We start from the raw sequence: 5,335 nt of genomic DNA on the forward strand, positions 1-5,335 counted from the left end.
CTCGCCGCCTGCCCGCCCGACTCGCGGCGCCTGGCGGTGCGGCCGGGGTCGCTCGACCGCGACGTGCGACGGCTCGTCTCGGCCCTGCGCGGCGGGGGCTCGGTCGTGGTCGTCGCCGGAGCCGACGACGACGTGCTGGCCCGCGTGGCGGAGCAGGAGCGCGCCGAGATCGTCGCCTGAGCGGATCCTCTACACTTTCGACGGCCGCTCGCAGGTCCCCTCCCCGCTGCCAGACCACAGGAAGGCCCTCCGCCCGGATGAGCCGACAGCGCGTGAACACCAGCCCGCCCTCCGCCGTCCCCGGGCTCACCAAGGTCGGCGGACGCCCGCCCCTCGGCGCCTACCTCGCCGACGTCCTGCGCCACCGTGAGTTCATCCAGGCGCTGGCGCGGTTCCGGATCGAGGCCGACAACGGGCGGAACCGGCTCGGCATGGCGTGGGTGGTCCTGCGACCGCTGCTCAACGCCGGCGTCTACGGGCTCGTGTTCGGGTTCGTGCTCCAGACCAGCCGCGGTGTCGAGGACTTCGTCGCGTTCCTCGTCATCGGCGTCCTGATGTTCGAGTACTTCTCGACCTCCTTCTCGACCGGGGCGAAGTCGATCACGACCAACGCGGCGCTCGTGCAGAGCCTGGCCTTCCCGCGCATGGCGCTGCCCCTGGCCCTGGTGGCCGAGCGGTTCCTGCAGTTCGTGCCGATGGTCGGTGTCATGGCGGCCTTCGCCATCGGCTACGGCAACCTCCCCGACCTGGAGTGGCTGCTGCTCGTCCCCCTGGTCGCGCTGTTCACGGTCTTCAACACCGGCCTGGCGCTGATCACGGCGCGTCTCACCGTGCACTTCCGCGACCTGACCAACCTGCTGCCGTTCATCTCGCGGATGTTCTTCTACACCTCGGGCATCTTCTACAGCATCGACCAGCGCTTCGACCCCGGGACGACGTTCCGGACCGTGGCCGACGCGCAGCCGATCCACGAGTTCCTCTCGCTGGGTCGGGCGGTGCTGCTGGACGGCCCCGACTACGCGATGCCGTGGCACTTCTGGGGCTACGCCGCGGCGTGGTCCGTGGCGGTGCTCGTCCTCGGCACGATCTTCTTCTGGGCGGCGGAGGAGCGGTATGGCCGGACCGACTGACTCCCCTCTCGACGACCAGCCGGAGGCCGCCGGGACGCGTCGCCCGGTCGTCGTCGTCGACGACGTGCACGTGGAGTACAAGGTGCTCTCCACCGGCAAGCGCGCCGGGCCCGCGGAGACCGGACGCCGCCTGCTGCAGCGCACCGGGGGCACCCGGACCGTCCACGCACTGAAGGGTGTGTCGTTCACCGCCTACGAGAACGACAGCATCGGCGTCATCGGCTCGAACGGCTCGGGCAAGTCGACGCTCATGCGCGCCATCACCGGCCTGACGCCGACGTCGCAGGGCAGCATCCACGCGGCGTCGCGACCCAGCATGCTGGGCGTCGGCGCCGCGCTCATCAAGGACCTGTCGGGCGAGCGCAACGTCATCCTCGGCGGGCTCGCCCTCGGGCTCAGCCGCGCCGAGATCGAGGCGAGGTACGAGGAGATCGTCGACTTCTCCGGCATCCGCGACTTCATCGACCTGCCGATGCGGACCTACTCCTCGGGCATGACCGCACGGCTGAAGTTCGCCATCGCCACGGCCCGCGACCACGAGATCCTCATCGTCGACGAGGCGCTGGCCGTCGGGGACCAGGCCTTCCGCGAGCGCAGCGAGGCCCGCATCCGCGCGATCCGTGACGACGCGGGCACCGTGTTCCTCGTCAGCCACTCCATGCGCTCGATCCGCGACACCTGCAACCGGGTGCTGTGGATCGATCGCGGCGTGCTGGTCATGGACGGCCCCACGGACGAGGTCGTCGACGCCTACGAGCGGTCGCGCTCGAGCTCGTAGTCCCCGACCCGCTCAGCAGGCTGCTGCGAGGTCCTCGACGTTGTTCGCCTGCGCGCCACTCTCGTCGGGCGTGGCGGTCGGGCTCGGCGTCGGGACCGACGGCGTCGTGGGCGTGGGCGTCGTCGGGCTCGCGCCCGGCGTCGACGTCGAGGCTCCGGCGCTGGGGCTGGAACTGGGGCTGGGCGAGGCTCCGCCCGCGCGCTCGCTGGCCCGGATGGCGTCCTTGATCAGCCGGTGGATCTGGGTGTAGTCGGGGTCGACGACCGAGATCAGCGGCGGCACGAGCGAGACGGTGCGGATCTTCGTCGACCGCGCCTTGAGCGCGAGGTCGGCGAACTCGCCCAGCTCCTCCGACGGCATGTTCGTGGAGATGAGCTGCGCGCTCGACCTCGCGAGGTCGGTGGCGTTCAGCAGCACCTTCTGCGGGCTGAGCTGGTCGAGCATGGCGCTCATGAGGCACTTCTGGCGACCCATGCGCGTGAAGTCGTCGGACTGGACCCGGCTGCGCGCGTACCAGAGCGCCTCGTTGCCGTCGAGGCGCTGCAGGCCCGGCTCGATGTAGCGCTGCTGGTCGAGGTCGTCGTGGCCGAACATCGCCAGCCGCGTCCGGACGTCGATCTCGACCCCGCCGACGGCGTCGACGAGGGAGCTGAAGCCGCGCAGGTTGATCATCACGTAGTAGTTGATCGGCAGGTCGGTCACGCCCTCGACCGCGTCGATCGTCGCCTCCAGGCCCGGGTCCTTGGCCCCTGGGTAGAGGTCGGTGCGGTTCTCGGCCTCGGTGTGCACCGCGTTGAGCAGGCACTCCGAGCCGCAGTTGTAGCCGTACGGGAACAGCTCGCGCATCGGCGAGCCCTCACGGAACGGCACGTCCTCGAGGTTGCGCGGCAGCGACACGAGGACCGTGCTGCCGGTCGAGGCGTCGATGCTGACGACCGTCATCGAGTCCGGTCGGATGCCCGTGCGGCCCTTCCCGGAGTCCGAGCCGATGAGCAGGATGTTGTAGCGGCCCTGCAGCGGCGGGCTCGTCGTCGTGGCGGTGAAGACCTCCTGCACGGCCTGCCGGCCGGCGTTGCTGACCTGCGACGCGTAGAGCGCGACGCCGAGCACCCCGGCCACGAGGGCCGTGTTGACCACGATCACGACCGCCGCGCGCGCCCGGGTCAGCTGCAGCGGTCGCGCCAGGCGCCAGGCGTCGACGAAGAGTGCCGTCCACGCGACCGCCGCCGCGGCGACGCCGAAGCGGAACACCTGGAGGACGTCGGGGTCGGTGACCAGGCCGATCAGGCCCGCCCGGTCGTCGCGGTAGGACAGCGCGAGCCACCCCAGGGCGACGAGCCCGAGCGCGTAGAGCCCGAGCGCGACCCGCCCGACCCACCGGTTGCCGACGGCGAGCTGGGCGGAGCCGGGCGCGACCGCGGACAGCAGGCACAGGCGCAGTGCTCGACGGAACCGGGCCCTGGGGGGAAGCTCGTCGGTGCTCGGGCTGAGCACCTTCGCTCGACGACGGGTCATGTTTCCTCGCGGCTGGGGGTCCTGGCGAAGACCCATGATCCCCCACGGGTCCAAGACGTACCGATGACCACGTCGGCTCAGCAGGTCGCGTCGACGTCGTCGGTCTGGTTCGCCCGCGTCGGGTCCTTGGCCGGCGCGCCGGTCCCGGTGCCGGTCGAGGTGCCGGTCGAGGTCGCGGTGGAGCTTCCGGCAGGAGCCTGCGGCGTCAAGGTCGTGAGCGACGCGGCGAGGATGCCGTCGGTCGCCGGACGTCCGCCGTGTCCCTCGGAGGTGGCGATGGCCCGGCTGATGAGCGTGCGGACCTTGTCGTAGTCGGGGTTGCCCGTGTAGATCACCGGCGGCACGAGCGAGACCGAGGAGACCGGCTGCGACTTCGCCTTCAGCGCGAGCTCCATGAACACGTTGAGGTCACGCGCCGGGATGTCGGTGTCGAGCAGCGTCTTGCTCGAGTCGGCGATCTTCTCCACGTTCATGAGCACCTTGCGCGGGCTGAGCTCGCGCAGCATCGCGGTCATGACGCACTTCTGGCGTCCCATGCGGGAGAAGTCGTTGTTCAGCACGCGGCTGCGGGCGTACCAGAGCGCCTGCTCGCCGTTGAGCTTGCGGCGCCCGGCCTCCACGTACTGCTGCTTCCAGGCGTCGTCGTGGCCGAACATCGGCGTGCGCTCCTGCACGTCGACCGTGACCCCGCCGACGGCGTCGACGAGCTTCGCGAAGCCGGCCATGTTGACCAGGGCGTAGTAGTTGAGCCGCAGCCCGGTGATCTCCTCGACGGCGTCGATCGTCGCCTGGATGCCGGGCGTGCGCTCGCCGACCTTCTTCACGCCGAGCTCCTGCGCGTGGTCCTCGGCCCAGGTGTTGACAGCGTTGAGGTAGCACCCCTCGCAGTCGAAGGTCTTCGGGAACTCCTTCTTCATGAAGGAGTCCGACGGGAACGGGACGTCCTCGAGGTTGCGGGGCAGCCCGATGATCACGGTCCGGCCGGTCTTGGCGTCGATGCTGGCCACGTTGAGCGAGTCCGGACGCATGCCGGTGCGGTCGGCGCCGGAGTCCGAGCCCATGAGCAGCACGTTGTAACGACCGTCGGCCGGCTTCGACGTGGTGGTGGCGGCGAAGACGGTGTCGATCACGCCGGTGCTCACGCTGACGAGGTGCGCCGCGAACACGAGCGCCCCGGCGGTGACCAGGCACAGCGCACCGTTGAAGCCCGCGACCCAAGGGCGGTGCCGACGCGCGAGCCGCAGCGGCTGGCCGAGCCGCCAGGCGTCGACGATGAGCACCGCCCAGAACACGGCGCCGGCGAGCAACAGGAAGCGCAGCAGGGTCAGCAGGCGGGCGTCGGTCATGAGCCCCATGAGGCTGGTGCGCGCGAAGAGCGCGAGGAAGAGGAGCACCGCGCCGGCGACGAGGCAGGCGATCCACACGCGCAGCGCCACCCGACCGAGCCGCTTGTTCCCGGCCGCCACCTGGGCCGAGCCAGGCACGACGAGCGTCATCAGCGTGAGCGTCAGCGCCCGGCGCAGCTGGATGCGCTCGGACGCGGTCCGGGTCGTCGAGGTACGGGATGAGGTCGGGCGGTCGTCGTGCATGTCGTCCTCGGGGTCGCTGCCAGGGGGAAGAGCAGGGCGAGCAGGTCCCGACGATGGTCACACAAAGTCTCGACCTCGAGTCGAGGGCGCGCCGAGCGATCCACGTTTCCCGCACCGTCCCTGCTTTTCGGCTGAGGATCGGGGTGAACACGTCGTGCGTGGTCCCCGCTCGGCTAGGTTCTGTGCCATGGCACAGGAGCGTCCGGAGGACCGTTACGACTGGCTCTACGGCTCCGACGGCGGACGCGGGGAGCCGGCACCCACACGGCAGCAGCCCGCGGCGGCGCGACGCCGGGGCGACGACCTGCCGCCGCCGAACCTGC

At 70.7% G+C, this 5,335-nt stretch carries 4 protein-coding genes and 1 pseudogene; 3 read left to right on the top strand and 2 right to left on the bottom strand.

Annotation, left to right across the window (positions count from 1 at the left end; genetic code table 11):
* From NH339_RS17130 to NH339_RS17140, 3 genes and pseudogenes are all read left to right on the top strand, one after another.
* Positions 1-180, top strand: a pseudogene (locus NH339_RS17130) (hypothetical protein); the annotation flags it as partial.
* Positions 181-257: 77 nt separating this feature from the next.
* Positions 258-1,130 carry an ABC transporter permease gene (locus NH339_RS17135; RefSeq protein ID WP_067855448.1) on the top strand — a complete coding sequence of 291 codons (873 nt, stop codon included), beginning with the start codon at positions 258-260 and terminating at the stop codon, positions 1,128-1,130.
* The gene (locus tag NH339_RS17140; protein WP_253027217.1) at positions 1,114-1,908 is read left to right on the top strand and encodes an ABC transporter ATP-binding protein; all 795 of its coding nucleotides are present in this window, start codon (positions 1,114-1,116) and stop codon (positions 1,906-1,908) included. Before NH339_RS17135 ends, NH339_RS17140 begins: the two co-directional genes overlap by 17 nt.
* A gap of 12 nt (positions 1,909-1,920) precedes the next feature.
* Here the strand turns inward: NH339_RS17140 and NH339_RS17145 are convergent, their stop codons facing one another.
* Positions 1,921-3,423, bottom strand: coding sequence for an LCP family protein (locus NH339_RS17145; protein WP_253027218.1), 1,503 nt, complete (start codon positions 3,421-3,423; stop codon positions 1,921-1,923).
* A 77-nt stretch (positions 3,424-3,500) separates the two neighbouring features.
* On the bottom strand, positions 3,501-5,012 hold the full coding sequence (locus NH339_RS17150) for an LCP family protein (RefSeq protein WP_253027219.1): 1,512 nt from the start codon (positions 5,010-5,012) through the stop codon (positions 3,501-3,503).
* Positions 5,013-5,335 lie beyond the last annotated feature (323 nt).

This window comes from Aeromicrobium sp. CnD17-E, assembly GCF_024124745.1.
In the GTDB taxonomy this organism is placed as follows: domain Bacteria; phylum Actinomycetota; class Actinomycetes; order Propionibacteriales; family Nocardioidaceae; genus Aeromicrobium.